General features: G+C 61.5%; 24 protein-coding genes and 1 riboswitch. Of the genes, 16 read left to right on the forward strand and 8 right to left on the reverse strand.

Going from position 1 to position 25,916, the window contains the following annotated elements:
- Positions 1–94 precede the first annotated feature (94 nt).
- Entirely contained in the window at positions 95–1,270 is a 1,176-nt protein-coding gene (locus tag AO692_RS31095) for a phosphoserine transaminase (RefSeq protein ID WP_054313877.1), read from the forward strand.
- A 125-nt stretch (positions 1,271–1,395) separates the two neighbouring features.
- Positions 1,396–2,997: a phosphoglycerate dehydrogenase gene (gene serA / locus AO692_RS31100; protein WP_054313878.1), complete on the forward strand. Its 1,602-nt coding sequence runs from the start codon at positions 1,396–1,398 to the stop codon at positions 2,995–2,997.
- 62 nt (positions 2,998–3,059) lie between these two features.
- Here serA and AO692_RS31105 read toward each other — a convergent pair whose 3' ends face one another.
- Positions 3,060–3,962 carry a DMT family transporter gene (locus AO692_RS31105; protein ID WP_054313879.1) on the reverse strand — a complete coding sequence of 301 codons (903 nt, stop codon included), beginning with the start codon at positions 3,960–3,962 and terminating at the stop codon, positions 3,060–3,062.
- Positions 3,963–4,233: 271 nt separating this feature from the next.
- Between AO692_RS31105 and AO692_RS31110 the strand changes: the two genes are divergently transcribed.
- Positions 4,234–5,523, forward strand: coding sequence for an adenylosuccinate synthase (locus AO692_RS31110; protein WP_054313880.1), 1,290 nt, complete (start codon positions 4,234–4,236; stop codon positions 5,521–5,523).
- Positions 5,524–5,595: 72 nt separating this feature from the next.
- Complete coding sequence (locus AO692_RS31115) at positions 5,596–7,326, forward strand: hypothetical protein (protein ID WP_054313881.1); 1,731 nt, start codon at positions 5,596–5,598, stop codon at positions 7,324–7,326.
- A 33-nt stretch (positions 7,327–7,359) separates the two neighbouring features.
- On the opposite strand, the gene AO692_RS31120 is transcribed toward AO692_RS31115, so the two are convergent.
- From AO692_RS31120 to AO692_RS31140, 5 genes are all read right to left on the reverse strand, one after another.
- Entirely contained in the window at positions 7,360–8,298 is a 939-nt protein-coding gene (locus AO692_RS31120; RefSeq protein ID WP_244483560.1) for a DUF930 domain-containing protein, read from the reverse strand.
- Between the two features lie 304 nt (positions 8,299–8,602).
- On the reverse strand, positions 8,603–9,652 hold the full coding sequence (locus AO692_RS31125; RefSeq protein WP_244483561.1) for a DUF2865 domain-containing protein: 1,050 nt from the start codon (positions 9,650–9,652) through the stop codon (positions 8,603–8,605).
- 134 nt (positions 9,653–9,786) lie between these two features.
- A complete protein-coding gene (locus AO692_RS31130; RefSeq protein ID WP_054313883.1) occupies positions 9,787–10,098 on the reverse strand; it encodes a hypothetical protein in 312 nt (103 codons plus the stop codon).
- A 220-nt stretch (positions 10,099–10,318) separates the two neighbouring features.
- Complete coding sequence (locus AO692_RS31135) at positions 10,319–12,133, reverse strand: ABC-F family ATP-binding cassette domain-containing protein (protein ID WP_054313884.1); 1,815 nt, start codon at positions 12,131–12,133, stop codon at positions 10,319–10,321.
- Position 12,134: 1 nt separating this feature from the next.
- Positions 12,135–12,782 carry a thiamine diphosphokinase gene (locus AO692_RS31140; protein WP_054313885.1) on the reverse strand — a complete coding sequence of 216 codons (648 nt, stop codon included), beginning with the start codon at positions 12,780–12,782 and terminating at the stop codon, positions 12,135–12,137.
- A 119-nt stretch (positions 12,783–12,901) separates the two neighbouring features.
- Positions 12,902–13,016, forward strand: a riboswitch (TPP riboswitch).
- Between the two features lie 37 nt (positions 13,017–13,053).
- On the opposite strand from AO692_RS31140, the gene thiB reads away from it, so the two are divergent.
- The 4 genes from thiB to AO692_RS31160 all read left to right on the forward strand — a co-directional run bounded on the left by thiB (position 13,054) and on the right by AO692_RS31160 (position 18,187).
- Positions 13,054–14,055: a thiamine ABC transporter substrate binding subunit gene (gene thiB, locus AO692_RS31145; protein ID WP_054313886.1), complete on the forward strand. Its 1,002-nt coding sequence runs from the start codon at positions 13,054–13,056 to the stop codon at positions 14,053–14,055.
- Positions 14,031–15,710, forward strand: coding sequence for a thiamine/thiamine pyrophosphate ABC transporter permease (thiP, locus tag AO692_RS31150; protein ID WP_082407684.1), 1,680 nt, complete (start codon positions 14,031–14,033; stop codon positions 15,708–15,710). Before thiB ends, thiP begins: the two co-directional genes overlap by 25 nt.
- Complete coding sequence (gene thiQ / locus AO692_RS31155) at positions 15,707–16,450, forward strand: thiamine ABC transporter ATP-binding protein (RefSeq protein WP_054313888.1); 744 nt, start codon at positions 15,707–15,709, stop codon at positions 16,448–16,450. Before thiP ends, thiQ begins: the two co-directional genes overlap by 4 nt.
- A gap of 258 nt (positions 16,451–16,708) precedes the next feature.
- Entirely contained in the window at positions 16,709–18,187 is a 1,479-nt protein-coding gene (locus AO692_RS31160) for a M48 family metalloprotease (RefSeq protein WP_054313889.1), read from the forward strand.
- 18 nt (positions 18,188–18,205) lie between these two features.
- Here the strand turns inward: AO692_RS31160 and AO692_RS31165 are convergent, their stop codons facing one another.
- The gene (locus tag AO692_RS31165) at positions 18,206–18,673 is read right to left on the reverse strand and encodes a MarR family winged helix-turn-helix transcriptional regulator (protein ID WP_054313890.1); all 468 of its coding nucleotides are present in this window, start codon (positions 18,671–18,673) and stop codon (positions 18,206–18,208) included.
- Between the two features lie 100 nt (positions 18,674–18,773).
- Here AO692_RS31165 and AO692_RS31170 point away from each other — a divergent pair, with 100 nt between their 5' ends.
- Positions 18,774–19,178: a hypothetical protein gene (locus AO692_RS31170; RefSeq protein ID WP_054313891.1), complete on the forward strand. Its 405-nt coding sequence runs from the start codon at positions 18,774–18,776 to the stop codon at positions 19,176–19,178.
- Between the two features lie 23 nt (positions 19,179–19,201).
- On the opposite strand, the gene AO692_RS31175 is transcribed toward AO692_RS31170, so the two are convergent.
- The gene (locus AO692_RS31175; protein WP_054313892.1) at positions 19,202–20,059 is read right to left on the reverse strand and encodes an RNA polymerase factor sigma-32; all 858 of its coding nucleotides are present in this window, start codon (positions 20,057–20,059) and stop codon (positions 19,202–19,204) included.
- Positions 20,060–20,347: 288 nt separating this feature from the next.
- Here AO692_RS31175 and AO692_RS31180 point away from each other — a divergent pair, with 288 nt between their 5' ends.
- The 7 genes from AO692_RS31180 (at position 20,348) to AO692_RS31210 (ending at position 25,896) form a co-directional block, all read left to right on the forward strand.
- Positions 20,348–21,121 carry an amino acid ABC transporter substrate-binding protein gene (locus tag AO692_RS31180; RefSeq protein WP_054313893.1) on the forward strand — a complete coding sequence of 258 codons (774 nt, stop codon included), beginning with the start codon at positions 20,348–20,350 and terminating at the stop codon, positions 21,119–21,121.
- A 132-nt stretch (positions 21,122–21,253) separates the two neighbouring features.
- Positions 21,254–21,934: an ABC transporter permease subunit gene (locus AO692_RS31185; RefSeq protein ID WP_054313894.1), complete on the forward strand. Its 681-nt coding sequence runs from the start codon at positions 21,254–21,256 to the stop codon at positions 21,932–21,934.
- Positions 21,931–22,701, forward strand: coding sequence for an amino acid ABC transporter ATP-binding protein (locus AO692_RS31190; protein WP_054313895.1), 771 nt, complete (start codon positions 21,931–21,933; stop codon positions 22,699–22,701). The genes AO692_RS31185 and AO692_RS31190 overlap by 4 nt, the downstream gene beginning before the upstream one ends.
- A 108-nt stretch (positions 22,702–22,809) precedes the next feature.
- Positions 22,810–23,211 (forward strand): peptide-methionine (R)-S-oxide reductase MsrB, encoded by a 402-nt coding sequence (msrB, locus tag AO692_RS31195; protein WP_054313896.1) that lies wholly within the window; start codon positions 22,810–22,812, stop codon positions 23,209–23,211.
- A gap of 82 nt (positions 23,212–23,293) precedes the next feature.
- Complete coding sequence (locus AO692_RS31200) at positions 23,294–24,091, forward strand: MBL fold metallo-hydrolase (RefSeq protein WP_054313897.1); 798 nt, start codon at positions 23,294–23,296, stop codon at positions 24,089–24,091.
- Between the two features lie 168 nt (positions 24,092–24,259).
- Complete coding sequence (locus tag AO692_RS31205) at positions 24,260–25,108, forward strand: ABC transporter ATP-binding protein (RefSeq protein ID WP_054313898.1); 849 nt, start codon at positions 24,260–24,262, stop codon at positions 25,106–25,108.
- Entirely contained in the window at positions 25,105–25,896 is a 792-nt protein-coding gene (locus tag AO692_RS31210) for an ABC transporter permease (protein ID WP_054313899.1), read from the forward strand. Before AO692_RS31205 ends, AO692_RS31210 begins: the two co-directional genes overlap by 4 nt.
- The last annotated feature ends 20 nt before the right edge of the window (positions 25,897–25,916 follow it).

Below are 25,916 nucleotides of genomic sequence, written 5' to 3' on the forward strand. Positions count from 1 at the left end.
CTTTGTTCTTGACGCCGGCAGGCTGAAGTCCTATCGCCGTCCGTGGGCCACCCCTCCCCACCGAGGGGCTTACTATCTGGAAGGATAGACCACGATGACTGCTCTCCCCAAGCCGGACGTGCGTCCGGCAAATCCCAATTTTTCCTCAGGTCCCTGTGCAAAACGCCCCGGCTGGTCGGTCGAGGCGCTGAAAAATGCTGCTTTGGGCCGCTCGCACCGCGCCAAGATCGGCAAGGTCAAGCTGGCCGACGCCATCGACCTCACCCGTGAAATCCTGCAAGTTCCGGCCGACTATCGCATCGGTATAGTCCCCGCCTCCGACACCGGCGCTGTCGAAATGGCGCTCTGGTCGCTGCTCGGCGAGCGTGGCGTCGACATGGTCGCCTGGGAAAGCTTCGGCGCTGGCTGGATCACCGACGTGGTCAAGCAACTCAAGCTCCAGGATGCGCGCAAGTTCGAGGCGCCCTATGGCGAACTGCCCGACCTGACCAAGATCGATTTCGACCGCGACGTCGTTTTTACCTGGAACGGTACGACCTCCGGCGTGCGCGTACCCAACGGGGATTTCATTCCGGCCGATCGCAAGGGCCTGACCATCTGCGACGCAACGTCTGCCGCCTTCGCCCAACGGCTCGATTTCGCCAAGCTCGACGTCGTCACCTTCTCCTGGCAGAAGGCGCTGGGCGGCGAAGGCGCGCACGGCATGCTGATCCTGTCGCCACGCGCCGTCGAGCGGCTTGAGACCTACAAGCCGGCCTGGCCGCTGCCGAAGATCTTCCGCCTGACCTCGGGCGGCAAGCTGATCGAAGGCATATTCAAGGGTGAGACGATCAACACGCCGTCGATGCTGTGCGTGGAAGATTATCTCGACGCCTTGAACTGGGCGAAGAGGCTGGGCGGGCTCGATGCCTTGATTGCCCGCGCGGATGCCAATTTCGCGGCACTTGATGCTTTCGTGCAGAAATCGGCCTGGCTGGGCAACCTGGCTGTGGTTCCGGAGACGCGCTCGAACACCTCGATCTGTCTGTCGATCGTCGATCCGGATGTCACGGCGCTCGACGCCGACGGCCAGGCGGCCTTCGCCAAGGGCATCGTCTCGGTGCTCGACAAGGAAGGTGTCGCCTTCGACATCGGCCACTATCGCGACGCCCCTCCCGGACTTCGCATCTGGGCCGGCGCCACGGTCGAGACAGCCGATCTGGTTTCGCTGACAGCTTGGCTCGACTGGGCATTTGCGAACCAGAAGGCGGCGCTCAAGGCCGCGGCCTGACGCAGATTTGCGGCGGCCCCGGAACGTGATCCCGAAAAGTGGAAACCGGTTTTCGGAAAAGATCACGCTCCAACAAGGGGCCGCCCTTCCCCTGACGATCCAATTCACACTTCAAGGAGGCAGCAATGGCGCCCCGCGTACTCGTTTCAGACAAACTCTCCACCACCGCCGTCCAGATCTTCAAGGATCGCGGCGTCGAAGTCGACTATCTGCCCGATCTCGGCAAGGACAAGGAAAAGCTGCTCGAAGTCATTGGCCAGTATGATGGTCTCGCCATCCGCTCGGCCACGAAAGTCACCGAGAAGCTGATCGCGGCCGCGACCAGGTTGAAGGTCGTCGGCCGGGCCGGCATCGGCGTCGACAATGTCGATATTCCCGCTGCGTCGCGGCGCGGTATCATCGTCATGAACACGCCCTTCGGCAATTCGATCACCACGGCGGAACACGCCATTGCGCTGATGTTCGCAGTCGCGCGCCAGATTCCGGAAGCCAACACCTCGACGCACGCCGGCAAATGGGAAAAGAACCGCTTCATGGGCGTCGAGATCACCAGCAAGACGCTCGGCCTGATCGGCTGCGGCAACATCGGCTCGATCGTCGCCACCCGGGCCGTCGGCCTGAAGATGCATGTCGTCGCGTTCGATCCGTTCCTGTCCGAACAGCGTGCCGAGGAACTTGGTGTCGAGAAAGTCGAGCTGGAGGAGCTGTTTGCCCGCGCTGACTTCATCACCCTGCACACACCGCTGACCGACAAGACGCGCAACATCATCAACGCCGAGGCCATCGCCAAGATGAAGAATGGTGTGCGCATCATCAACTGCGCGCGCGGCGGACTGATCGTCGAGCAGGACCTGATCGCGGGCTTGAAGAGCGGCAAGGTTGCCGGTGCCGGCATCGACGTCTTCGAAGTCGAGCCGGCCGAGCAAAACGAGCTCTTCAACATGGACAATGTCGTCTGTACGCCGCATCTCGGCGCCTCCACTTCGGAAGCGCAGGAGAATGTCGCACTCCAGGTGGCCGAGCAGATGGCCGACTATCTGGTCAAGGGTGCCGTCACCAACGCCATCAACATGCCTTCGATCACGGCGGAGGAAGCCCCGCGGCTGAAGCCTTTCGTCAAGCTGGCCGAAGTGCTCGGCGCCTTCGTCGGCCAGGTCACCGAGGATCCGATCAAGGAGGTCGAGATCCTGTTCGACGGCTCGACCGCGCAGATGAACACCAAGGCGCTGATCAGCGCAGCCCTCGCCGGCCTGATCCGGCCTCAGGTGGCCGACGTCAACATGGTGTCGGCTCCCATCATGGTGAAGGAGCGCGGCATCATCGTCGCCGAGGTCAAACGCGACAAATCAGGCGTGTTCGACGGGTATATCAAGTTGACCGTCAAGACGGAGCACATGACGCGCTCGATCGCAGGCACTTGTTTCTCGGATGGCAAACCGCGCTTCATTCAGATCAAGGGCATCAACCTCGACGCCGAAGTCGGCCAGCATATGCTGTATACCACCAATGCCGATGCGCCCGGCATCATCGGCCTGCTCGGCACGGTCTGCGGCGAAAGCGGCGTCAACATCGCGAACTTCCAGCTCGGCCGTAACCGCCCTGGCGGTGACGCTATCGCGTTGCTCTACCTCGATGCTCCTTTCCCCGAGGCGGTGCTGGCCAAGCTGCGTGCGCACGAGTCGATCGATTCAGCCAAGCGTCTGCAGTTCGATGTCGGGCCGGCCTGATCAGCGATCGCCTGGTGAATCGGAAAGGCGCGGCTCGGCCGCGCCTTTTTTTCGGAGCCAGGTCAGACTTCCTGTCCGGCTATGGTTCGACGGCTGCCATGCTCAGCCAGCCAGATACCGCCGAAGACCGATGCCAACGCGATCGCGTGGTAGAGGTGGAATTCCTCGCCCAGGATCAGAATGGACAGCAGGGTGCCGAAAATCGGCACAAGGTTGATGAACAATCCGGCGCGGTTGGCACCGATCAATTCGATGCCGCGAATATAGGTGACCTGTGAGATGACCGAGGCGCCGAGTGCCGTATAGAGCGTAATTGCCCACCCTTCCCGATCGGGGAGGATGGCCGAGCCGCTGGCGACTTCCCAGACGAAGAACGGCACCGAGACCAGGAGTGCGGCGATCGACAGGGCTAGCATGAGGCTCTGCCACTGCAGGACAGGTTTGAGCCGCAGCCCAACCGAATAGCCGCTGTAGAGCACGACGGCGATCAGCATGATCGCGTCGCCGAAATTCAGGTTGAGCTTCAGGAGTTGGGCCGGATCGCCATGGCTGGCGGTGAGAATGACGCCGACAATGGTGAGCATGACACCGAGCGCCTGTGGCCAGCCTATCCTGAGACGGAAGAACAGGAAGTTCGCGACGATGATCAGGATCGGCATGCTGGCCTGCTCGATCGAAACATTGATCGCCGTCGTATAGTTCAGCGCCGCATAGAAAATCACGTTGAAGAGCGAGAAGCCGCAAGCGCCGAGAACGACAAGCAGGAACAGGTGCCGCCGGATAGTCGGCCAGTCTTCCGTGAAGGCGCGACCGCCAATCGGCAGCAGGATGACGACGGCCATTACCCAACGGAAGAACACCAGCGTCATCGGCGAGACATGGCCGACCGCAAGTTTTCCAGCCACGGCGTTTCCACCCCACAGCAGCGTGGTGAGAAGAAGCAGAGCGTAGGCTTTGCGATGCATACGGCAGACTCCGCCGGACCGTCTGGGGGGACACGATGACACCGGCCTATGGTGCTGCGGCAGCCAAGTAAATGATGCAGAAGGCCAAAAATCCTGTGCCGATCACATGCCCCCGAGAGTTGGAGACTTTTCGGGGTCAAGATCACACGCCAAAACAAAGAGATGGCTTTCACGGCAAAGAAAGGGTCGCGCAACGAAGGGCTTGAGGCTATATGGGCCTGTCGTGGCGGGCTTTGAGGCCCGCTTTTGGTGTTGAGCAAGGGATAGTGATATGGCCAACGTGGTGGTCGTCGGCTCGCAATGGGGCGACGAAGGCAAAGGCAAGATCGTGGACTGGCTGGCCGACCGTGCCGATGTGGTCGTGCGCTTCCATGGCGGCCATAATGCTGGCCACACACTGGTCATCGATGGTGTCAGCTACAAACTTGCCCTGCTGCCCTCAGGCCTCGTACAGGGCAAACTCTCGGTCATCGGCAACGGCGTCGTGGTCGACCCGCACCACTTCACCGCGGAACTGGAAAAACTGCGCGACCAGGGCGTGACGATCACCCCGGAAATCCTGCGTATCGCCGACAACGCCCCGCTGATCCTGTCGCTGCACCGTGAACTCGATGCTATCCGCGAAGATGCGAATTCCGGTCTCAAGATCGGCACCACCCGCCGCGGCATTGGACCGGCCTATGAGGACAAGGTGGGGCGCCGTTCAATCCGACTGGTCGATCTGGCGGACCCTGAAACGCTGATGCCCAAGATCGAGCGGCTTCTGACCCATCACAACGCGCTCCGGCGCGGCATGGGGTTGAACGAGATCGCGCCTGAGACGATCCATGCCGAACTGACCTCTGTCGCGGACCAGATCCTGCCCTTCATGGATCAGGTCTGGCGTGTGCTCGATGAAAAGCGCCGGACCGGCGCCCGTATCCTGTTCGAGGGCGCGCAGGGCGCGCTGCTGGACAACGACCACGGCACCTATCCCTTCGTTACCTCGTCCAACACCGTAGCTGGGCAGGCCGCAGCCGGTTCGGGCCTCGGTCCAACCGCGATCGGCTATGTCCTGGGCATCACCAAGGCCTATACGACGCGCGTTGGCGAAGGCCCCTTCCCTTGCGAACTGGACGACGAGATCGGTCGTCATCTGGCCAAGGTCGGCCGCGAGGTCGGCGTCAACACCGGTCGCCCCCGCCGCTGCGGCTGGTTCGACGCCGTGCTGGTGCGCCAGACGGTCAAGACTTCCGGCATCACCGGCATCGCGTTGACCAAGCTCGACGTTCTGGATGGACTGAAGGAAATCAAGATCTGCGTCGGCTATGAGCTCGACGGCCAGCAGATCGACTATCTGCCTGCCTCAATGCGGGCACAAGCTGCGGTTAAGCCGATTTACGAAACACTCGAAGGCTGGTCGCAGACGACCGCCGGGGCAAGAAGCTGGGCCGAATTGCCGGCTCAGGCGGTCAAATATGTGCGTTACATTGAGGAACTGATCGGTGCCCCCGTGGCGCTTCTTTCCACAAGTCCGGAACGGGACGACACCATACTTGTGACTGATCCGTTTCAAGATTAATTGTCAAAGGCCTGGCGGGCCTGCTGATTTGCTGAGCCCGCCCTGGAAGCGAACGACAGGTTCGATTGAAGCATGGCAGATTTCGTTGCGGTTCTGAAGAAGACGCTCGACGGGCTCGGCGAGACGACGCCGGACGTGCGCGCCAAAGTCTATGACAAGGCACGCGCCACCATCGAGAGCAAACTGGCAGCCATCAATCCGCCGCCGCCCGCGGCGGTCGCCGAGCGTCAGCGCAAAGCGCTGGAAGATGCCATCGCCTCCGTCGAAAAGGACTACACCAAGAGCGCACAGCCCCCGCTCGACCCGCTGGCGGAACTCGAGAACATCTTCTCCTCGATCGACCGCAACCGCACGCAGCAGACCCATGTGCGGCCAGCGACGAAGACCGAGCCCGCGGCACCTGCACCACAAGCGCAGACTCCTCCCTCTTCCCGCGTCGAAGAGCGCCCCGCCCAGGCACAACCCTCCTGGCAAAAGCCACAGCCGGAAGCGCGCCGGCCGGAACCCCAGCCTGCACCAGCCGCCAAGCCGACCTCCGTGCTGTCCGGTTCGAAACCCACGCTTGAGTCGGGATGGTCAAAGCCGAAAACCGAGACCAAGCCCGCTTTCGATTCCGACAAGGCCACGACGTCTTCTTCCGATCGGCCGCTGGCGCAAGCCTTCGAGGCCGACAAACGGCTACCCGATGTCCACGACACGATTTTCTCGAAGCAGCAGCCTGTCGATGACGATGTCGCCGACGAGCATTTCGACGACATCGACGAGCCGGAGAACAAACGCGGTCTCGGCCGCGTCATCGCCGCCGTTGTCACCCTCGCAGTCCTGGCCGGTGGCGGCTACGGCGTGTGGCTGAACAGGGACGCGTTCAAGGACATGTTCGGCTCGAACAAGACCGAGACCGCTGACAATCAGCCCGCGCAGCCAGCGACACCGGAAAAGCCCGCTGAACCGACACCAGCCCAGCCGAACGCGGCGGCGAATTCCCCTGCTCCGGCGGCGGAAAATGGTGAACCGCAGAAACTCACACAGCGGCTGCTGCCCGACGGCAAAGAGACGGATCCCGGCCGCGCTGGTGGTGCATCAAGCGTCGGCGAAGGTACGTCCATCGTCGCCCTGACCACTCCGCCACCGACAACGCCCGCTGAAGGGCAACCAGCCACGCCTGGAGCCCCGGCACCGACGGACCCTGCTGCAGCGGGCCAGACGACACCGGCGACGCCAGGCGCTACCGCCACGCAGCCAGCCATCCCGGTCGGCCAGAAGGCGATCTACTACGAAGAGCGCACTTCCTCGGCTGAAGGATCGGCTCAGCCCGGCAACATCGTCTGGTCCGTGGTTCAGGAATCGCCAGGCGGCGATGCCCCGCCCGAGCCGGCGATCCGCGCCGAGGTGACGGTGCCGGCCAAGGATGTGCAGTTGCGCATGACCATCCGCCGCAATGCCGACCAGACCCTGCCGGCCAGCCATATCATCGAGATGATTTTCCTCACCCCGCAGGGCTTCGAAGGCGGCGGCATCGACAACGTGCTGCGCATCGCCATGAAAACGTCCGAGCAGGAAGCCGGCAGCCCGCTGATCGGCGTGCCCGCCAAGATCGCCGACGGCTATTTCCTTGTCGCGCTCAACGACACCAAGGCCGACCAGGACGCCAACCTGACCTTGTTGCGCAACCAGGAATGGATCGACATTCCCGTTGTCTACAAATCGGGACGGCGTGCGCTGATCACCATGGAAAAGGGCCTTCCCGGCGACAAGGTCTTTGACGAAGCGCTCAAGGCGTGGCAGGCGAAGACGTCCGGTTAACTGCCGCTGCTATACCAACCACGATGGTTTCAGTCAGGTTCCAGGCAATACACGGGCAGACCGATCGAGGGCTGCCCATTCAGCCTGCGGGACAAGAGCTCCGGTACGGGAAACAAAAGACAATACCCGTGTCGCGTTGGCATCAACCTCACATCGAAAGCTTACTCTGTACCAGGCCGTTCGGGTGCGAAAGGTGGCGTCAGGAGCATCCAGCACATTGCCTGCCTTGAGGAGACGGTATGGGAGCAATTCGGCGAAGTAACCTTCGTCCCGAAGCTGCCGCTGCAATGCGCTCGCGCAAAGTTTGCCAACCCGTTGATCGCGCGTCATTCCGTCCATCGAGGTCTCGGCCAGCGCGGCGCCGGTCGCACTTTGCGAATTGAGCCTACGGACACCCGGAAGATTGGAATATCCCTGCGGCAAGGCAGCAGCCACATCCGTGGAACTTGATCTTCTGGCGCCGGCGCTTGCCGGCTTCGGGGTCTTTGCGGGCCTGGGTCGCGGCGCTGCGGCCGCCATGGGAAGCTCGATTTCGGCGGCGTCACCCGCCACGGGTTCCTGCGTATCGGCACCGGTTGGCTTGGCCTCTTGCTCGTCAGGCTTCGGTGAGCTCGCATTCTTCGCCGGATCCTGTGGAGCTTCGCGGTCGCCTGCCGCGTCTTCCTGTTTCGGGAGATTTGGCGTGGCTTCGGGTTTAGGCTCGCTTTCTTTCATAGCGCCAGGCTGCTTCGGATTGTCATTCTTAGCCGGCGACGCAGAGCTTTCTTGCGCACTGTTTCCGTCTATGGATTTCTGTGGACCAGTATCCTTGGCGCCGTACTGGAAAACGGGTTTCAGCTCCTCGATAGGCGGACGCGTTCTTGGCGAAAGCGGCTTCTCAACCGTCTGATCCAGCGGCTTTTCGATCTCGGCATCCTTTGGCGATGCTGCCGGAACTGGTTTCGGCTTCACCTGTTCGGGCGGCGGCACCATCACGACATTGACCGCCCCATCGTCCGGTTTCTGCTGAGGAAGCCTCGACGAGCCGAAGAGCAGAAGCGCAATGATGAGCGCATGAAAGATCAGCGATGGGGTCAAGCCCCACAGCAGACCGCCATCATGCACCCGTGCCTCACTGTTCATGCTCACCGATTTGGGACGAAATAGCGGCGACATCAAGTATGCGCGCCATCACATGTCGAACCGCGCATTCGCCGTATGACGACGCCGGCGGCGGAATGCCTTTACGTCTCGGGTGACGACAGGAGCGAGGCTGCGGTTCGTAGCCAAGCGTTCATCAAAGATCCGGCAAGAAAGCTGGTCCGACGACGCGCACGGTCCGATCCGATGCAGGCTCTTCCATCAGCGCCATCGGCGCGGGCGCATCGACCTTTGTCGCATCAGCAGTCGATGATCCGACCAGGTCCTGCTCCGGCTTCTCAGTCGGAAGCGGGATCACGGCGTTTTTCATGTTGTGGGGTGTTACCGTCCGCGCGCGCATTTCGTTGACCCGGCTGTAGTAACGGCGCAGATCGCAGCTCCTGAAGGCCGGATCGTCGCGATAGCGAAACGCAGTCGACAATTCCTTGTATGGTTTGCGTTCGGCGACCGAGATCATCTCCTCCGTTTCCAGACTGGGATCGGTCAGGGCGAACACTTCCATGGCCGGATCGTCGCAAATAAAACGGCACTGGTCGGTGGTCTCTTTCAAATCCCCGTCCCTGGCGAATTGCGATTTCGGCGCTGGAAAGAAATAGCCGTCGGAGGGGCGCACGCAATAAAGCATCGAAGTGCTGCCAACCCACGTCGATGCCGAAGACGCGGCCCCTGAAGAAGAGGGGCGCACGGCCTGTCTCTCGCGCCGCTCCGGTGCACAGCCGAGTGCAACATAACGGGCCCGCAGAACCGACGTGTCGCGTCCGCCGCTGCTTGCCGCCATTTGCCTCATGACGTCCGCGCGCATGCGCTCCAGATCGCCACAAGGATCGAAGAAGCCGCCAGAACTCTTGCCCGAACATTGTCGCCGCCGCTCCAGTGCCTGGATGGCCACAAGTTGTCGTCGCAACTGCGCCTGTTGCGGGCTGACGCCACCGCCGCCGCCGCTGCGTATCTGGCGTGCCAGCGATGAGCACTCGTCCGCGAATGCCGCGGAAGTCGCCATTGTCCCGAAAGCGAATATGCCGATCAGCAATGCCGAGAGCGAGCGCACCGAAACGATGCGGCTGCAAAGAAGGAGAAAGCTATCTCCCCCCGTGAAGTAACCCAACCCAGTCCCAAGAATACGCATGCCGCAATGCCTTGATGCAAACTGGTCTTTATTAACGCGGGCGGACGCTACACCAACCATGTGTCATTATGAAAGTACTTCATAATATATCGAACAATGTGGTTACGTCCGGGGTCGGGCTCGGAACCGTCCGTTAAGCATAACCGATAGCCTGGCAGTGAGAGCAAGGCGTCGGAAGCACATGTTCGGCCGGGCTAGATGCCCGAACCGTACAGTTCCTCTTCGCTGCCTTCCCAAGGTGTCGGCATGTCGGCCAGGGCGCTCGCGTTCGCATTGGCGCTTGGCAGCGGCATCCAGCATTTCAATTCGGGGTCGGCATATTCGATCATATGGCCTGGGTAGGAATCGTTCGCACGCCATCCTTCCATGCCGAACTGGTCGGATCGCGCCCAATAGGCGACGTCGACTTCCGCAGGTCCCTGCTCGGATGACCTCACCGTGACCAGGACACGGCTGCCGTCCTTCGGCGCGCTCGACATGTGGCGCCATCCGGTAGGTTCTGCCATGAAAGTCCTCCTCCGTCGGCCAGAGCAATTCCAGCAAAAGTGCGTAGCGGTTTTGCGTCCGGAATTGCGTAAAAACAAAGAGCGGAGCGTTTCCGCGTTTCCGTAGAAAACGGAAACGCTCCAGTGATCACCGTACCAACGGTAGCACGATCCGCCCCGCCAAGATCAATGCCAGATTTGCCGATTGCCGGAATAAGAGTGCAGCAGCCGAAACAGCGCCTCAGCCCTCCAGTTCCTCTCGCAGCATTTCCAGTTCCAGCCACTCTTCCTCAAGAGTGGCAAGCGTCGCTCGTTCCTTGTCAAGCGCTGCAATCGTCTTCTGGAAACCAACCGCATCCCGCTCATAGAAGGCCGGATCGGCGATGTTGTTCTCCAGCCTGGCGATCGATGCCGTCACCGCCTCGATCTTCTTCGGCAGATTTTCCAAGGCGAATTTCTGCTTGAAGGAGAGCTTCCTGGCCGACTCTTTCGGCGCATCCGAACGTGGCTTTTCGGCTTTCGGCTCAGCGGACTGCCCGTTGCGGGCTTTGCGGTCGTCGAGCTTCGTGCCGCCGCGCTGCGCCAGCATGTCGGAGTAGCCTCCGGCATATTCCACCCAACGCCCACCTCCGTCAGGCGCGATCACACTGGTGACCGTGCGATCGAGGAAATCGCGATCGTGGCTGACCAGGATGACCGTGCCGGCAAAACCGGCCACCAGTTCCTGCAGCAGCTCCAGCGTCTCCATGTCGAGATCGTTTGTCGGCTCGTCCAGCACCAGAAGGTTTGCCGGCCGCGCCAGGACACGGGCAAGCAGCAACCGTGCCCGCTCGCCGCCGGAAAGCTCGCGCACCGGCGTGCGTGCCTGCTCCGGCTTGAACAGGAAATCCTTCATGTAGGACACGACATGACGCTGCTCGCCATTGATGACGAGGTTCTCGCCGCGCCCATCCGTCAGGTAGTGGGCCAGCGTTTCATCCGGGTCGGCCGCCTCGCGCTTCTGGTCGAGTGCCGCGATCTCGAGGTTGACGCCCAGCCGCACCGAACCCGCATCCGGCTTCATCTCCCCAGTCAGCATCTTCAGCAGCGTCGTCTTGCCGGCACCGTTGGGACCGACCAGACCGACGCGGTCGCCGCGCTGGATGCGGGTCGAAAAATCCTTCACCACGGTGAGATCGCCGAAGCTCTTCTCGATGTTCTTGGCTTCGATCACCAGCTTGCCGGATTCGGCGGCGTCGCTTGCCACCAGCGTCGCGGTGCCCTCGGCGCCGCGATGACTGCGGAAGCGCTGGCGCATCGTCTGCAATTCGCCAAGCCGGCGCATGTTGCGCTTGCGCCGCGCGGTCACGCCGTAGCGCAGCCAGTGCTCCTCGCGCACGATCTGCCGGCCGAGTTTGTGCTGGTCGCGTTCTTCTTCCTCCAGAACCTGGTCACGCCATTCCTCGAAATGGGCGAAGCCCTTGTCCAGCCGGCGAGTCTGGCCGCGATCGAGCCATACGGTGGCGCGCGAGATGCGCTGCAGGAAACGACGGTCGTGGGAAATGACGATCAAGGCCGAGGAGGTGCGCGCCAGCTCCTCTTCCAGCCATTCGATGACGGCGAGGTCGAGATGGTTCGTTGGCTCGTCGAGCAGCAGAATGTCGGGCTCCGGTGCCATGACGCGGGCCAATGCGGCACGGCGTGCCTCGCCCCCGGAAAGATCGGCGGGGCGCTCTTCGCCAGTAAGACCCAGATGCTTCATCAGATAGGTCGCGCGATACGGGTCGTCGGCCGGCCCCAATCCCGCCTCGACATAGGCCCGCACGCTCGCAAAACCGTCCATGTCAGGGATCTGCGGCAGGTAGCGTACGGTTGCCGTCGGCTGGCGAAACACCTCGCCATCCTGCGGCTCGATCATGCCGGCAGCGATCTTGAGCAATGTCGACTTGCCGGAACCATTGCGGCCGACCAACGCGATCTTGTCGCCGGGAGCCGCTACGAGTTCCGCGCCGTCCAGCAAGGGCGTGCCGCCGAAGGTCAGTTTGATATCGGTCAAATTGAGAAGTGGCGGCGCCATATCAGCTTTCAGGGAGTGGGTAAGGATGGGCGAGCAGAAGCGCACGGCCGCTGCCGAGCGTGATTTCAAGCTTGCCTCTCACGGCATTGGAGATGGTGAGCGACGAACCGAAGGGCATTTCCACTGCATCCAGCGGCCATTTGGCGCCCTTGATGGTGAGCCCGGTGAGTTTCGAGAAGCCAAGCACGGAAAACAGCGTCCCCTCGGCGTAGTCGAAGGCCTTGCTGTGGCCTGGCAATACCGGAATGCCTTCCTGCGCACCGCTGGTCAGAAGCACATCCGTACCCTGTTCGGCCAGGCTGAGTGCCAAAGCCAGGTGCAGGAAAGCATGATCGGCCCGGGCGCCACCGAAGGCACCGACCAGGTTCAGTTTCGTCGCGCCGTGTTTAAGCGCAATCGAAACCGCGAGTTCTCCGTCCGTGGAATCCTTCTCGGCGGGGAACCGTTCCTGTGGCACCTTCGCCAGATGCGGCGGCAGGTTGGCCGGCGCGGAATCGAAATCGCCCACCCACAGCTCCGGCAGAAGGCCCAGCATATCCGCATGCCGGATGCCGGAATCGGCGGCAATGACGCGCGTGCCGGCAACCTGGGCCTCGAGCCGCGGCGTGTGGATGACCTCACCGCCAAGCAGAAGAGTGAATATGCTCATGGGCGTGGCCCTTACCAGCCCCCATGCGGAAACGGAAGTGCGTGCGGATTGCCGCTTCGGTTCCACCTGACCCGGCAAACTAGGACTTGCACGCCACAACGGCCCGCTCTATGTCTCAAGCCGCTCTAACGGGGTGCCCGATCGCGGTTTTCGCGAACCGGCTGAGAGGCGAAAAGCCAACCCGCTGAACCTGATCCGGTTTGTACCGGCGGAGGGATTAGACGCTTAGCCAAAGCGCCAGTTCCCTTGTCACGAAGTGAAGGAGGCGCCGATGCGCAAAACTCTGTCTGTCCTGGTCTCGGCACTCGCTCTTGTTGCCGCCACGCTGCCGGCAACAGCGAAAGACAAGCTTACCGTCTATACCTACGAAAGCTTCACCGCCGAATGGGGACCCGGCCCACAGGTGAAGAAGGCGTTCGAAGAGGAATGCAATTGCGAGGTCGACTTCGTATCGGTCGCCGATGGCGTCGCGCTGCTCAACCGGGTCAAGCTTGAGGGTGCCGCCACGAAGGCCGATATCGTGCTTGGCCTCGATACCAACCTGACCGCGGATGCCAAGGCGACCGGTCTCTTCGTGCCGCACGGCACGACCGCAGCACTCGACGTGCCCGGCGGCTGGAACGACGACACTTTCGTGCCTTATGACTACGGTTATTTCGCTGTCGTCTATGACACCGAAAAATTGAAGACGCCGCCGGCCAGCCTCAAGGATCTCGTCGAGGGCGATGCCTCGCAGAAGATCGCCATACAAGACCCGCGCACGTCCACGCCGGGCCTCGGCCTGTTGCTTTGGGTGCGCTCGGTCTATGGCGACAAGGCGCCGGAAGCCTGGGCGAAGCTGAAGGACCGCGTGCTGACCGTCACGCCGGGCTGGAGCGAGGCCTATGGCCTGTTCACCAAGGGCGAAGCGCCGATGGTTCTGTCCTATACCACTTCGCCTGCTTATCATATGGTCGCCGAAAAGACAGATCGCTACCAGGCCGCTTCCTTCTCCGAAGGTCATTACCTCCAGGTCGAGGTGGCCGGTGTTACCACGACCGGCGCCAAGAATCCGCTGTCCGGGAAATTCATGGCCTTCATGACCAGTCCGAAATTCCAGGATGTCGTTCCGGAGACCAACTGGATGTTCCCCGCCGGGAAGATGGACAAGCCGCTTGATCCCGCCTTCGAGAAACTGGTGAAGCCGGCCAAGACCCTGACTTTCAGCCCGGAAGAGGTTGCGAAAAACCGCAAGGCCTGGGTGGATGAATGGCTGACCGTGATAAGCAAGTAGGAGCGGCAGCGATTCCCTTGCCTCATCAGGCGGCGCCTCCCGCTGCGTTGCGCGACAAGCGCGTTGCTGCGGGCATAGCCGCATTGGTCTTTGTTGCCGTTCTGATAGGCGGCGCTTTCCTTGGCCTTGTCATCGAAAGCGCCGGCGATTTTTCCGGCGCCTTGGCCGCCTTCGATTCCTATCTGTTCCGGGTCGTCCGCTTCACCTTGTGGCAAGCCCTGCTGTCGACATTCTTGTCGGTCCTGCCGGCATTGTTCGTCGCGCGGGCGTTGTCGCGTCACCCCGGTTTTTTCGGCCGCAGCTTCATTCTGCAACTTTTCGCGGTGCCTCTGGCGCTCCCTGCTATCGTGGCTGCGCTCGGCGTTCTCGCTCTCTACGGTCGCGCCGGCTATTTCGCGGAAATGCTGACGAAAATCGGCGGGCAAGATTGGCCTGGCATCTATGGCCTTTCCGGCATTCTTGTCGCCCACGTCTTCTTCAACCTGCCACTCTGTGTCCGCCTTTTCCTGGAAGCGCTGCAAACTGTTCCGGCTGATCAGTGGCGGCTGGCCAGCCAGCTCGGCATGAGCGCGCGCCCCGCTTTCCGCTTCATTGAATGGCCGGCGCTGAGGCAGGCGCTTCCCGGTGTCGCCGGCCTCGTTTTCATGTTGTGCATCACCTCTTTCACCATCGTACTGATCCTCGGCGGCGGACCGCGCGCAACGACGCTGGAAGTAGCCATCTATCAGGCACTGCGCTTCGACTTCGATCCTGCGCGCGCCGTAGCGCTGACGCTGCTGCAGATCCTGCTGACTTTCGCGGTTGTGGCCCTGCTGTCCCGCCTTGGCGCCAACACCACGGCCGAAGCCAGTCTTTCGGTGGCGCCACGCCGCTACCTTTCGATCGGCAACGGTGAAGTCGCGTTGAATGTCCTGCTCATCCTGCTGGCGCTGCTGTTCGTTGCTGGGCCGATGGTCGCAACCATAGCCGCCGGGCTACAATCCGAACTTGCTCGCCTCGCCGGTGAACGCGCCGTGCATCTGGCTACCACGACCAGTGCGGCACTCGCCTTCCTGTCGGCTTTGCTCGCGACCGCTCTTTCCTTGTCACTGACGATGGCGCGGCGTGGCCTGGCCACCCAGCGCGGCAGGAATGGGGGGCGATCCTTGCTGGAATATGCCACCGATACGGGTGCAGGCTTCGTGCTGGTCGTGCCGCCGATCGTCATCGGCGCCGGCTGGTTTTTGTTGTTGCGTCACATCGGCAGCGCCTTCGCGATTGCTCCCGTCATGGTCGTTGCAGTGAATGCCATCATGGCGATGCCGTTCGCGTTGCGCGCCGTCCGCCCGGCCTATGATGCGGCCAGCGAACGGCATGAGCGGCTCTGTGCTCAACTTGGTATCACCGGCTGGGCCCGGCTGAAGCTGATCGACTGGCCGGTGCTGCGACGTCCGCTGGCCACAGCCTTTGCCTTTGCCATGGCCCTGTCGCTCGGCGATCTCGGCGTGATCGCTCTTTTTGGTTCGGATTCGCTGCAGACGTTGCCCTACCTTCTACTTGCCCGCATGGGCAGTTATCGTACCGCCGACGCTGCGGGGCTTGCCCTGTTTCTGGGTCTGGTGTGCTTTGCGCTGATCCTGCTTGCCGACCGGCTCGGAAAGGAACGCTCTTCATGACTGCCGATATGCCGGCTCGACAGGGTGCGTCGCTGCGTCTCGACAAGACGACTTTCAGTTATGGCCAAACCAGGCTCGCCTTCGATGCCGAATTTCCCGCCGGCGAAATCACCGCCGTGATGGGTCCGAGCGGGTCGGGCAAATCGACCTTGCTCAACCTCGTGGCGGGGTTCGAAATTCCTCTTTCCGGGCATGTCCTGATCAATGGCCTGGATTTCAGCGCCGCGTCGCCATCCGAACGGCCGGTTTCCATGGTCTTTCAGGAAAACAACCTGTTTGCCCATCTCGACGTTTTCCGCAATGTCGGCCTCGGCATATCGCCTTCGCTTGCGCTCACGGCCGCGGACCGCATGGCAATAGCCGACGCGCTCGCGCGCACCGGCCTGACAGGAAAGGAGAAACGCCTGCCGCGGGAGCTTTCCGGCGGCGAACGCCAGCGCGTTGCGCTTGCTCGCGCCCTGGTTCGTGACCGGCCGGTTCTTCTGCTTGATGAACCCTTTGCCTCGCTCGGGCCTGCCTTGCGGGAGGATATGCTGGATCTCGTTGCCGCCGTCCAGGCGGAGCGGAAGATGACCACGCTTTTCGTCACGCATCAGCCGGAAGACGCGCGCCGCGTCGCTGCTCACGTCGTTTTCCTGGAAAACGGCACTGTCGCTGCAACCGGCAGGGCCCACGATTTCTTTTCCGCGAACGGCCCCGCAGCTTTCCGGCGTTATGCCGGAGCCATGAACGGAGAATAGTCGAACGCCAAGAAAAAGCGCTGCCACCGGTATATTTCAACTGGTCTTGACCGGTGGAAATCTGGAACGGATTTCGCGACTCAGGCATTTGTCTTGCCTGGAAGCCGACATAATTTGCGGTCAAACCGGTTTGGGGGCATCATCGTCCTTGCTTGCCAATCTGCTTCGCGTGTGGCTAGGTCCGCACCAGATGGTCTGGCACAATCGCCGATTGCCCCGTCGAGACGAAAGGAAGCCGACCTGTCGACCGGCCTGGACATGAGCTGCAAGAAAGCCCCAGCGCGCGTGCTCGCGCTGGCAGGGGTCGTTCTCGCGCTCGCATCCTGCCAATCCGTGATGCCGAATTCGGTCGAAGAATCCGGCTTCCAGCCGTCAAACAGACCCGTCACCGTCGACAATGCACAGGCCAACAGCCGCCTTGCCGATCTCGCCAAGGCGCAACACCCGCGCATCCTCGCGACCTATGGCGGCGAATATTCCGATCCGAAGCTGGAGCGCATGGTCGCCAAGATCGTCGGCCGGCTGACCGTGGTGTCGGCCAATCCGACGCAGACCTATCGCATCACCATCCTCAACTCGCCCAACGTCAACGCCTTCGCGCTTCCGGGCGGTTATCTCTACATCACCCGCGGCCTCTTGGCGCTCGCCAACGATTCATCCGAAATCGCCGCCGTGATCGCGCATGAAATGGGGCACGTTACCGCCAATCACGGTCTTCAGCGCCAGCAATTGGAGGCCGAGGAAGGCCTTGCCACCAAGGTCGTCTCGGATGTGCTGGGTGACAACCCGAGCGCCAAGGCCGCGCTCATCCGCGGCAAGCTGAGGCTCGCGCAGTTTTCACGCAACCAGGAACTCGAGGCCGACGCCATCGGCATCAAGTCGGTCGGCGAGGCCGGTTACGATCCCTACGCGGCGGGACGCTTCCTGCAGTCGATGGCCTCCTACGCCGGCTTCCGCTCGGTCAGCGGCGCGACCGACGCCAGCCTCGACTTCCTCGCCACCCATCCCAACACGCCGCAGCGCATCGACCTGGCGCAGCGCCATGCGCGCATGTTCGGCCAGCCGGGCTTTGGCACGCGCGACCGCGATTCCTATCTCGCCGGCATTGACGGCCTTCTTTACGGCGACACGCCCGAGGAAGGCTATGTGCGCGGCAACACGTTCCTGCATCCCAAGCTGGGCGTCTCCTTCGCGGTGCCGGACGGCTTCGTCATCGACAATTCGGCAGCTGCCGTAACCGCCACCGGCCCCGGTGACATGGCGGTGCGTTTCGACGGCGTGACGATCGACAAGGATGTGTCGCTGCCGGACTACGTCCGCAGCGGCTGGGTTGCCGGCCTGGACGACGCCAGCGTCCGCCAGGAGACCATCAACGGCAACGAAGCCGCTGTCGCCAAGGCCCGCGCCGACGGCTGGCAGTTCGATATCGTGGTCATCCGCGCCGGCGGCCAGGTCTATCGGCTGCTCACCGCCGCCCCTGCTGCCGGGACGTCGCTCGAGCCTGTCGCGCGTTCGGTGAGCAGCACCTTCCGTGTTCTGAGCCCTGCCGAGAAGGCAGCACTGAAGCCGCTGCGTATCCGCGTTGCCACCGTGCGGCCAGGCGAGACGATCGGCACCTTGTCGGCACAGATGGTCGGCGTCGACCGGAAGCTCGACCTGTTCCGCGTGCTCAATGCGATGGGTCCGGGCGCGACGGTTTCGGCCGGCGACAAGGTCAAGATCGTTACCGACAGATAGTGCCTGGATCCACACGGCCTACAGCCCGGCTTCGGCACCTTCCCTGGTTTCCGTATTTTCTCCGCTGACATTCGCACGCAGGCGCGCGAACATGGATCGAGCCAGATCAAGTTCGTCCTGACCTATGCCAGCCCGCAATTGCCGGTCGAAGGCGATTGCCGTTTCGCGCAGACGCAGGAACAGCGTCTCGCCGCTTGGCGTCAATTCGACCAGATGCTTGCGACGATTGGCGGGATCGCGGCGGCGGGTCAGCAGGCCGTCCGCCTCCATCGCATTGAGATGATGGGTCAGCGTCGCACCCTGGATGCCGACGGATTCCGCAAGCTGGCGCTGATGGCCGAATTGCTGCGACTTCACCGAAATCAGCACGGACCACACCGGGAAGGATCCACCGCCGGCAATCATCGCATCGTCCAGAGCACGCCGGATGATTTTCGCGGTTTGGGCAAGGTCAAGCCCGATCGGTTTGGCGGAAGGTTCGAACATGGCCGGACACTAGCATGGAAATGGTTGGCGTCTAATAGATTGACATCTAACAGTTAGATATCTACTGTTTCTTTGCCCTGGCTTCATGGAGGTCCGCGAAATGCAAATCGTCTTCATGCTCGCACTGGCTCTGCATGTCATGTCAGGCGTGTTCTGGGCCGGCTCGACTTTCGTGCTGGCGCGCACAGGCGACGGCCGATTGGCGATGTCGCTATTCGGACCGCAGATGGGGGCCGCCACCGTGGCCGTCCTGTCGGGTGCCGTCCTCTGGTATCTCTTCCATGGCACCGGCTATTTCGGCACGCAGGAGCAAGCTCTGGCTGTGGGGGCAATAGCGGCGATCGTCGCCGCTGGCGTTCAAGGCATATCGGTTGGGCGGTCACGCCGCGCCACGGCGCAAGAGGCCGTGGCCAGCACCTTGCGACAGGCTGTCCGCGGCGAACGTCTGGCCGCAGGCCTGCTTGCCATTACGGTCGTTGCCATGGCCATCGCACGGGTGGTTTGAACCAATAGGAAAAACCCGGTCGATCAGGCGGCAAGAAACTCCGGGTTCTGCTTCACCAGCGCCAATTTCAGCTTTTCCAGTGCACGCACCTCGATCTGCCGGACACGCTCCTTGGAGATACCGAGCGTCTCGCCGAGCTCTTCCAGGGTAGCGCTCTCGTCGCCCAGGCGGCGTTCCTCGATGATCCGCAATTCGCGTTCGTTCAAAGCCGCCAACGCCTGTTTCAGCCAACCCGAGCGGCGCTCGATATCGATCGTATCGCCGGCGATCTCGTCTGGCAGCGGCCCATCCGAAACCAGGAAATCCCCACGCTCGGCCCCCGCCCCATCCTCGGTCAGCGGTGCGTTGAGCGAACTGTCGGGTGCCGACAGTCTTGCATCCATGATGGCAACGTCGGTTTCGGAAACACCAAGCGCTGTCGAAACCTCGCGGTAGAGTGCCTGATTGGACAAAGCCTCCGTGCCCGTACCGAGACGGGCGCGCAGGCGCCTCAGATTGAAGAAGAGTGCTTTCTGCGCAGAACTGGTGCCGCCGCGCACGATCGACCAGTTGCGCAGGATATAGTCCTGCATGGAGGCTCGTACCCACCAGCTTGCATAGGTGGAGAAGCGGACTTCACGCTCTGGATCGAAGCGGGCGGCGGCTTCGAGAAGGCCGATATGTCCTTCCTGGATCAGGTCGGAAACCGGCAGACCGAAATACCGGAACTTCGCGGCCATCGCGATGACCAGCCGCATGTGGGCAATGACAATCTGGTTCAGGGCATGCTGATCATGGCCATCCTTCCAGCGTTGCGCCAAATCATGTTCCTGGTCACGTTCCAGATAGGGGGCGGCCATCGCCGCACGGACCATGATACGCCCTGCACTATCTTGAATCATCGCGACTTTCCCGTCTGCCCGTTGAGCCCGGATGGACCGACCGGCAGGTCTGCGTCCTAAGGCGTCCACCAACGTGCCATGCAGGCAATGGTTCCCGGCCTTCCTCACGGGAGTGAAACAGTGCGATCCATCCGCCCGGAAGCAACAGCCTTAAAATAGAACAAAATTCCTCGGTTTGAACTATTTTGAAATTCGATTCCTTATTAGCAAGACAAGCTTCTGTCACATTCCAGCACCTCTCCAAAGGTCGACATTTGCTGTCCGCCGACATTACGGGATCACAAAAAGATGAAATGGCTGAAATCGCTGCTCCTGGCCGGAACCCTGCAGGTTCTGGCCGTTACCGCTGGTCATGCCGGTGCTGACTTCGATCAGATCAAGCAGGCTGGCGTCTTCAAGATCGGCACTGAAGGCACCTATGCTCCGTTCACCTATCACGACACATCCGGTGCGCTGGTCGGCTTCGATGTCGAGATCGGCCGCGAGATCGCGAAGCGGCTTGGCGTCAAGGCCGAGTTCCTCGAAGGCAAATGGGACGGTCTGATCGCCGGCATCGATGCAAAGCGTTACGATGCCGTCATCAATCAGGTCGGCATCACCGAGGCGCGCAAGGCAAAGTACGACTTCTCCGACCCTTATATCGCTTCGAAGGCCGTCCTCATCGTTCGTGACGACAATACCGACATCAAGGACTTCGCCGATCTCAAGGGCAAGAAGTCAGCGCAGTCGCTCACGTCAAACTTCGGCAAGATCGCCGAAAAGAACGGCGCTGAACTGGTCGGCACCGACGGTTTCGACCAGTCGATCCAGCTCGTGCTCAACGGCCGCGTCGATGGCACCATCAACGACAGCCTTTCCTTCTACGATTTCAAGAAGCACAAACCCGATGCCAAGGTGAAGATCGTGGCGCAGGAAGCCAATGCCGACTATTCCGGCGTCATCGTGCGCAAGGGCGATCCCGAGCTGGTCGCGGCGATCAACAAGGCGCTGGCCGAGATCAAGGCCGACGGCACCTACAAGAAGATATCCGAGACCTATTTCGGCCAGGACGTTTCCCAATAGGCCTGCTGCGGGCCGGGAATTTTACCCGGCTCACTCAAACAAGGCGGCGTGCCGTTGGCGGCGCGCCGCTTTTGTGTTTTCTGCGACCGACTATGATGACGCTATGGAACAAGTCCGGAGGGAGAACAGTTCGTGCCACCTTGGCTGCAATTGATGCTGGATTCGCTCGGTCCCCTTTTGTGGGCCGGATTGATTTTCACCATACCACTCACCCTTCTGTCGTTCGCCTTTGGGCTGGCCGTAGGGCTCGGCGCGGCGCTGCTGCGTCTGTTCGGGCCCTGGCCGCTGGCAGCGATCGTTCGCTTCTATGTGTGGATCATCCGTGGCACGCCGCTTCTGGTTCAGCTGTTCCTGATCTTCTACGGATTGCCCAGCATCGGCATCGTGCTCGACGCTTTCCCCGCCGCGCTGATCGGCTTCACACTCAACATCGGCGCCTATTCGTCGGAGATCATTCGTGCGGTCATCGGCTCCGTCCCGAAAGGGCAGTGGGAAGCGGCCTATTCGATCGGCATGACCTGGAGCCAGACGATGCGCCGCACCATTCTGCCGCAAGCCGGCAGGGTCGCGGTGCCGCCGCTGTCCAACACCTTCATTTCGCTGGTCAAGGACACCTCACTTGCAGCCGCGATCACCTTGCCGGAACTTTTCCAGTCGGCGCAGCGTATCGTCGCCGTGACTTATGAACCGCTGATCCTCTATGTCGAAGCCGCACTGATCTATCTGGCGATGAGCTCGATCCTGTCGGCATTGCAGGTACGGCTCGAAGCCCGGCTCAGCCGCTATGGCGGTTTCCTGGAGGCACGCTCGTGATCGAACTCTCCAACCTGGAAAAGCGCTTCGGCGACAATGTCGTTCTGAAGGACATCAACGTCGCCATGAAAGAAGGCAGCGTCACCGCGCTGGTCGGCCCGTCGGGCGGCGGCAAGTCGACGTTGCTGCGTTGTATCAATCTTCTGGAAATTCCGACCGTCGGCACCGTGAGGATCGGCGAGGAAACATTGACCTTCCAGCCCGGCGGCAAGGTCTCGTCCAGCGATGTGCTGAGACTGCGGCGGCAGACCGGCATGGTGTTCCAGAACTTCCAGCTGTTTCCGCATCGCACCGCCATCGAGAACGTCATGGAAGGGCTGGTGACAGTCTTGAAATGGCCAGCGGACAAGGCGCGCGAGCGTGCGCTCTCGCTGCTTGAAAAGGTCGGCATGGCACACAAGGCGGATGCTTGGCCGGCGACCCTGTCCGGTGGGCAGCAACAGCGCGTCGCCATCGCCCGCGCGCTTGCGCCGTCACCCCGCGTGCTTTTGTGCGATGAACCGACCTCTGCGCTCGATCCCGAACTCGCTCAGGAAGTCGTTGATGTGCTTGGCCAGCTCGCCGTGGAAGGCACCACCATGGTGATGGCCACGCATGATCTGCGGCTCGCCTCCAAGGTGGCACGTGAGGTGGTTTTTCTGGAAGCAGGCATCGTTGTCGAGAAAGGTCCGGTCGAAACGGTGTTCGGCAACCCGCAGCACCAACGCACCAAACGCTTCATCGCCACGTTGAGACATGAACAGGAAGAATCGGGCAGCAAGAGCTGACCCAACAATCCCGTGCTGGAACGGCTGGGCAGGCGTGTAACGAATGCCTATGTTTGAGCGAACATCCCCTGCAACGAACAACAAGCCGCAAAGGCAAGGAGATCATTCATGGACACCCATACCTTCCCCGTCACCCGCACCGACGCTGAATGGCGCGCGTTGCTGACACCGGAGCAATATCAGGTGATGCGCCATCACGGCACGGAGCGGCCGGGAAGCTGCGCCCTTCTTTATGAAAAGCGTGCCGGCACCTTCAAATGTGTGGGCTGCGACAGCCCGCTTTTCGAAGCCAAGCTGAAGTTCGAGAGTGGCACTGGCTGGCCGAGCTTCAATGATCCGGTCGAAGGCTCGGTCGAGACCACCGTGGACCGCAGCTACGGCATGGTGCGCACCGAGGTGCATTGCGCCACCTGCGGCAGCCATCTCGGCCATGTCTTCGAGGACGGCCCGCCGCCGACCGGCCTGCGTTACTGCATCAACGGCGTGGCACTGAACTTCGAACCGGCCTGAAGTAGACTGTATATCGCTGCCCTTTCGTATCGCCTCCGGTTGACCTATGTCCCTCTTGGGGAAGGAAAGCCGGAGGAGAAGAATGGCCTGTTTCATGTGCCTGCAGTGCGGCGTGCAGTTCGCCGAGAGCGAACTGCCGCCCGAGCATTGCCCGATCTGCGAGGACGAGCGCCAATATGTGCGCTGGCAGGGTCAGGCCTGGACGACCTTTGAGGATCTCACCGAAACCCACAGGCTGGTGGTGAAAGACGACGCTGAGGTTCTCGCCTTTGGCATCGAGCCACGCTTTGCCATCGGCCAACGTGCGCTGCTCGCCGAAACACCCGATGGCAACGTGCTGTGGGACTGCATCAGCCTGGTCAGCGATGATGCCGTGGCCGAGATCAAACGCCGAGGCGGCCTGCAGGCGATCGCCATTTCGCATTGCCACTATTATTCTTCGATGGTCGAGTGGAGCGAAGCCTTTGGCGGCGTGCCGATCCACATCCATGCCGACGACCGCCAATGGGTGATGCGACCGCATCCGTCCGTTGCCTTCTGGGAAGGCGAAACACTGGCCCTCAACCCGTCGCTTACCCTGATCCGCTGCGGTGGCCATTTCGCCGGCGGGCAGGTGCTGCACTGGAGACGCAGCGGCGGCAACGCCATCCTCTCCGGCGATATCCTGCAGGTGGTGCCGACGCGACGGCACCTCTCCTTCATGTACAGCTATCCGAACCAGATTCCGCTCAACGCACGAACCGTCAGGCGCATTGCGTCAGCGGTCGAACCGTTCGACTATGACCACATCTACGGTGCCTGGTGGGGGAGCAACGTGCTTGGTGGCGCCAAGGAAGCGATGCGCTTTTCCGTGGAGCGTTATCTGACAGCCATCGCCTAGCTTGCCCTGCGTGCCTGTCTTCGACCCGGGGCATAAGTGAATTCCGCCACTTCCCTGCCCCTGACATGGCGAATCCCAACACCGAGGACATCCCGCAGCAAATTTTTGAGATGTGACCATGAACCGTGCCGCGAAGCGAAATCACAATGCCCTGGAGCGAAAAGGACAATGAGTAACACCCGTCTAGAAATCGCTCAGCCGAACCGATCCCACGGAACGGTGATCGAACTCAAGGACATCCAGATCTCATTCAAGCTTGCCAACGGCGGTCGATTTGACGCTGTCGCGGAAAGCAATCTCAAAATCGCCGAGAACGAATTCGTTGCCATCGTCGGCCCGACGGGTTGCGGAAAATCGACCTTGCTCAATGCCGTGGCCGGTCTTCTCGTTCCCGCCAGCGGCACCGTGGAAATTGGTGGCCAGCGCTTGCAGGGTCTCAACCGCAAGGCAGGTTACCTCTTTCAGCAAGATGCTCTCATGCCGTGGAAAACGGTGATCGAGAATGTCGCGATCGGCCTGGAGATCGCCGGAGTGCCCAAGAGGCAGGCTCGCGAGCAGGCACGAGGATGGTTGGAGAAAGTCGGATTGGGAAATTTCGGCGATCGTTATCCGCATATGCTTTCCGGCGGTCAGCGCAAGCGCGTCGGCCTCGCGCAGGTGCTGATCCGCAATCCGAAATACCTCTTGATGGATGAGCCGTTCGGTCCGCTCGATGCGCAGACGCGAGTCATCATGGGCGATCTCCTTCTCGATCTATGGTCCCAAGACAAGAAGGCGGTCATATTCGTTACGCACGACCTGGAGGAAGCCATCGCGCTTGCCGACCGGGTCGTGATCATGTCCGCCGGCCCGCGTGCGCGCATCATGGCCGAATACCGTATTCCGCTCAGCCGGCCGCGCGAAATCTCGGAGATACGCCTCGATACCCAGTTCCATCATATTCACCGCGAAATATGGGGTGCACTGAAGGAAGAGGTTCTCAAGGGCTACAGACAGACGAGCGGAGATCGCCAATGAAGAAGCCGGTACTCTTTCTGGCACAGCTCGGCGTCGCTGCCTTTGTCATCATTGCCTGGCATCTCTTCACAGCCACGGACCTGTTCGGCAATCCCTCCAAAGCCAAATTCTTTTTCGCAACGCCCGGCGATGTGGCATTGCGAACCTATAAATGGTTTGCCGAAGGGACCATCTGGTATCATCTCGGCATTACGCTGGTGGAGGCCATTCTGGCTTTCGCCATCGGCGCGGTCGGCGGCGTGCTGATCGGTTTCTGGTTCGCCCGCAAACCAGTGCTCGCTGCCATCTTCGATCCTTATGTCAAGGCCGCCAATTCGCTGCCACGCGTGGTCCTGGCGCCTATTTTCGCTTTGTGGCTTGGCCTTGGCATCTGGTCGAAAGTGGCACTTGGCGTATCGCTGGTTTTTTTCATCGTTTTCTTCAACGTCTATCAGGGCGTGAAGGAGGTCAATCAGAACGTGCTCGCCAATGCCCGGATGCTCGGCATGAATGAACGCCAGTTGCTGCGCAACGTCTATCTGCCCTCCGCACTGTCGTGGATGTTCTCAAGCCTGCACACGGCAGTAGGCTTCGCGGTCGTCGGCGCGGTGGTTGGCGAATATCTCGGTTCATCGGCAGGCCTCGGTTATCTCATCCACCAGGCCGAGGGTGTGTTTGATGTGACAGGTGTTTTTGCAGGCATGCTGGTGCTTACCGCTTTCGTGCTGCTGATCGACTGGGGGGTGACAATCATCGAGGAACGCTTGCTCGTCTGGCGGCCGAAGGCGACCGGGCAGAACACCATCTGACCGCCGAAATTATCAAGGAG

The organism is Mesorhizobium sp. 1M-11 (assembly GCF_001303895.1).
Lineage (GTDB): Bacteria > Pseudomonadota > Alphaproteobacteria > Rhizobiales > Rhizobiaceae > Mesorhizobium.